This is a genomic window from Sulfurimonas sp. (assembly GCF_019429335.1).
GTDB lineage: Bacteria > Campylobacterota > Campylobacteria > Campylobacterales > Sulfurimonadaceae > Sulfurimonas.
In genome coordinates this window covers 1-2,787 of sequence record NZ_JAHYJB010000059.1, presented here as the reverse complement: position 1 = coordinate 2,787, position 2,787 = coordinate 1, and the positions used below count along the sequence as shown (strand labels likewise).

Annotated in this window: 4 protein-coding genes; all 4 read right to left on the bottom strand. The window is 39.1% G+C overall.

Going from position 1 to position 2,787, the window contains the following annotated elements; genetic code table 11:
- A partial coding sequence (locus K0A91_RS10770; RefSeq protein ID WP_295010189.1) for an LptF/LptG family permease occupies positions 1–433 on the bottom strand: 433 nt, incomplete at its 3' end.
- Positions 433–1,248: an A24 family peptidase gene (locus tag K0A91_RS10765; protein ID WP_295010188.1), complete on the bottom strand. Its 816-nt coding sequence runs from the start codon at positions 1,246–1,248 to the stop codon at positions 433–435. The genes K0A91_RS10765 and K0A91_RS10770, both read right to left, overlap by 1 nt.
- Positions 1,248–1,925 carry a polyprenyl diphosphate synthase gene (uppS, locus tag K0A91_RS10760; RefSeq protein ID WP_295010187.1) on the bottom strand — a complete coding sequence of 226 codons (678 nt, stop codon included), beginning with the start codon at positions 1,923–1,925 and terminating at the stop codon, positions 1,248–1,250. Before uppS ends, K0A91_RS10765 begins: the two co-directional genes overlap by 1 nt.
- On the bottom strand, positions 1,922–2,787 hold an 866-nt coding region (locus K0A91_RS10755), incomplete at its 5' end, for a phosphopantothenoylcysteine decarboxylase (protein WP_295010186.1). The genes uppS and K0A91_RS10755, both read right to left, overlap by 4 nt.

Sequence of the window (2,787 nt, the reverse complement as noted above, 5' to 3'; positions counted from 1 at the left end):
AGAGGTTGAATTTTGCTTCACTCTTTTTATATGAGAGGAAGTTGTAGGATATGATTTTTGCATGAGGAAAGAGAACAAAAAAATTAAACAACAGCAGCAGTGACAAAAATATAGCAGGCGCAAAGAGCGTTTTGAGAATAAATTTTGGGCGAATTCCAAGTGCAAAGATTACAACTATTTCATTGTCGTTTGAGAGCTTAAAGAGTGTAAGCGTGACTGCTACGAAAAAAGAGAGCGGCAAGGTATAAAACAGTAGTTCAGGCAACATAAAGAAAAAGAGTTTTGCCATCTCAAATATACTAAGCTGAATCACCGCCGTATATGTTGCCAGTTTTATCAAAAAAACTATTGAAGCAATAGCAAAGAGCGGCAAAAATATTGATAAAAATATAATTGATAGAGAGTGTTTTATGTAATGTTGAAGTATTTTCATTAGTAATTTGCCTCAATATATGCGAGGATAGGAGAGTCGTACATGTAAACTATAAATGTAGCCATTGCCAAAAACGGTACAAACGGAACTCTTTGCTCCTCTTTTGAGCCGCGCATTGCAAAGAGCATTACGGGAAGAGCTAAAAGTGCCGAGAAAAATATTGCGACAAGTGTGAGTTGTACACCAAGCAGAGCTCCCATTGTGGCTGCAACCATTATGTCGCCTTCGCCCATAGCCTCTATAAATGGGTAGGTGTGATAATTTTTAGTCCACGTCGTGATTGTTTTTTTTGCATGTCTGTGGGCTGATGATGTCAACATGTAAGAGATTGAAAATCTAAGCAGAGTAAAACCTCCCGCAAAGAGCATGGCATTTTGGAAGTTTATCGCGATACCGCTTATGCTCCACGCTCCAAATATGGCAAATGTCAAAGCTAAAAGATTTAGGGAATCCGGAACCATTTTATATCTAAAATCTATTATGGAGAGCGCAAGAAGCGTTAAAAAGCTAAATGCTATCAAAATCATAGGAAAACTAAACCCGAACTTTATCGACAAAGCTAAAACTATAAGACCTGAGAGAAGCTCAACTACTGGGTATTGCGAGGATATTTTAGTGTTGCAAAAAGCGCATTTCCCTTTTAGAAAGAGCCATGAAAACAGAGGAATATTGTGCCACGGCTTGAGCTCATTTTTACATGTTGGACAGTGAGAAGAGCCAAAAACAACACTCTCATCCTTTGGAAGTCTTAAAATAACAACGTTTAAAAATGAACCAAGTGTGATGCCAAATATGAATGGTATTAAAAATTCCACTACTTCAACCCTCCAAATTTTCTCTCAATTTTTGTAAAATCTTTTATAATCTTCTTAAGCTCGGCTGTTGTAAAATCAGGCCAAAGCGTGTCGGTGAAAAAAAGCTCCGCATAGACAGCCTGCCAAAGCAAAAAGTTTGAGAGTCTGTGGTCTCCGCCTGTTCTTATGAGTAAATCTACATTATGTTTGCAGTCAAGGGCACTTGAGAGCATCGCTTGAGTTATATCCTCTTCTGATTTTTTAATCTTGTTTATAGCGCGAAGTATCTCATCTTGAGCGCCGTAGTTAAGGGCAAGTGATTGAACTAAGCCGTTGCAGTGGAGTGTTTTTTTCTCAACCTCTTTTATTGTTTTTTGAAGAGATAACGAAAATGCTCTTATATCTCCGATTGGCTCAAAACGGATATTGTTTTTGAGGTATGTTTCAAGTTCGCTCTCTAGATATTTCTGCAGCAGCTTCATAAGATATTCGACTTCAAGACGAGGTCTTTTCCAGTTTTCAGTCGAAAAAGCGTAAAGAGTCAGTCTCTCAATGTCGCCGTCTGCCGCACAAAACTCGGTAACAGCTCTCACGACCTTTGCACCCATTTCGTGCCCTTTGACTCGTTTTTGTCCCTGAAGTTCAGCCCAACGGCCGTTTCCATCCATTATGATGGCTATATGTCTTACTCTGTTCATAGGTTTTTTGCGTGTTCTAAGATTTCAAAGGCAACGGTTAGTTTGTCACCCAAAGGGATACTCTCTTTTTTCTCTTTTACTATGAAATCCATCTTGTTCGTATCAGTTCCAAAGCTTGATGAATCTTTTAGTACGTTTAGGCAAACAGCGTCAACACCTTTTGAATCTATCATTTTAAGGGCATTTATAACTGCATGTTCTTCGTCCATCTCAGCTTTAAAACCTACCGTTGTTATCTCGCTTTTGTCGATTGAGTTTAAAATATCAATGTTTTGTTTTAGTTTTAAATCCCACTCATCACCCAAAGACTCTTTTTTTAGTTTTCCGATTTGCGCATTGCTTGGAATATAGTCGCTCACTGCTGCCGCCATAAAGAGGTACGGCTTCTTTTGGATAAGATGAATCTGCTCATCTCTCATAAGTGTCGCTTTTGATAGTTTTCCTTTTTTTGCGATGCGTATAGAGTCTTTTAGATACTCAAACATCTCATCCGAACTTTCTACTTGTATTGTATATAAATCAAGCGGAAGTTCTTTGTCAAACTTCGAAGATATGAGGTTTACGTCAGCGCCTCTACAGTATAGCGCGGCAGCCAGAGCCGAAGCCATTTTGCCGCTTGAGAAGTTGGATAGATATCTTACGTCATCTATCTTCTCTATGGTTCCACCGCCCGTTACTATAACTCTTCTGTCGCTCCAAAACTCATCTCTTAAGAGAGCTTTTGCGCAGTGCCAGAAAATCTCAATAGGCTCTGCCATCGCGCCATCACCTACTGTTTTACATGCAAGCTCTTTTGTCTGCGTCTCAATTATCTCATAGTTTGCGATTGCCAACATTTTGAGATTTCCCTTTGTGATGGGAT

Excerpts from the sequence above, each read along its gene's own strand:
- uppS (WP_295010187.1), bottom strand. The coding sequence starts at position 1,925 with ATGAACAGAGTAAGACATATAGCCATCATAATGGATGGAAACGGCCGT.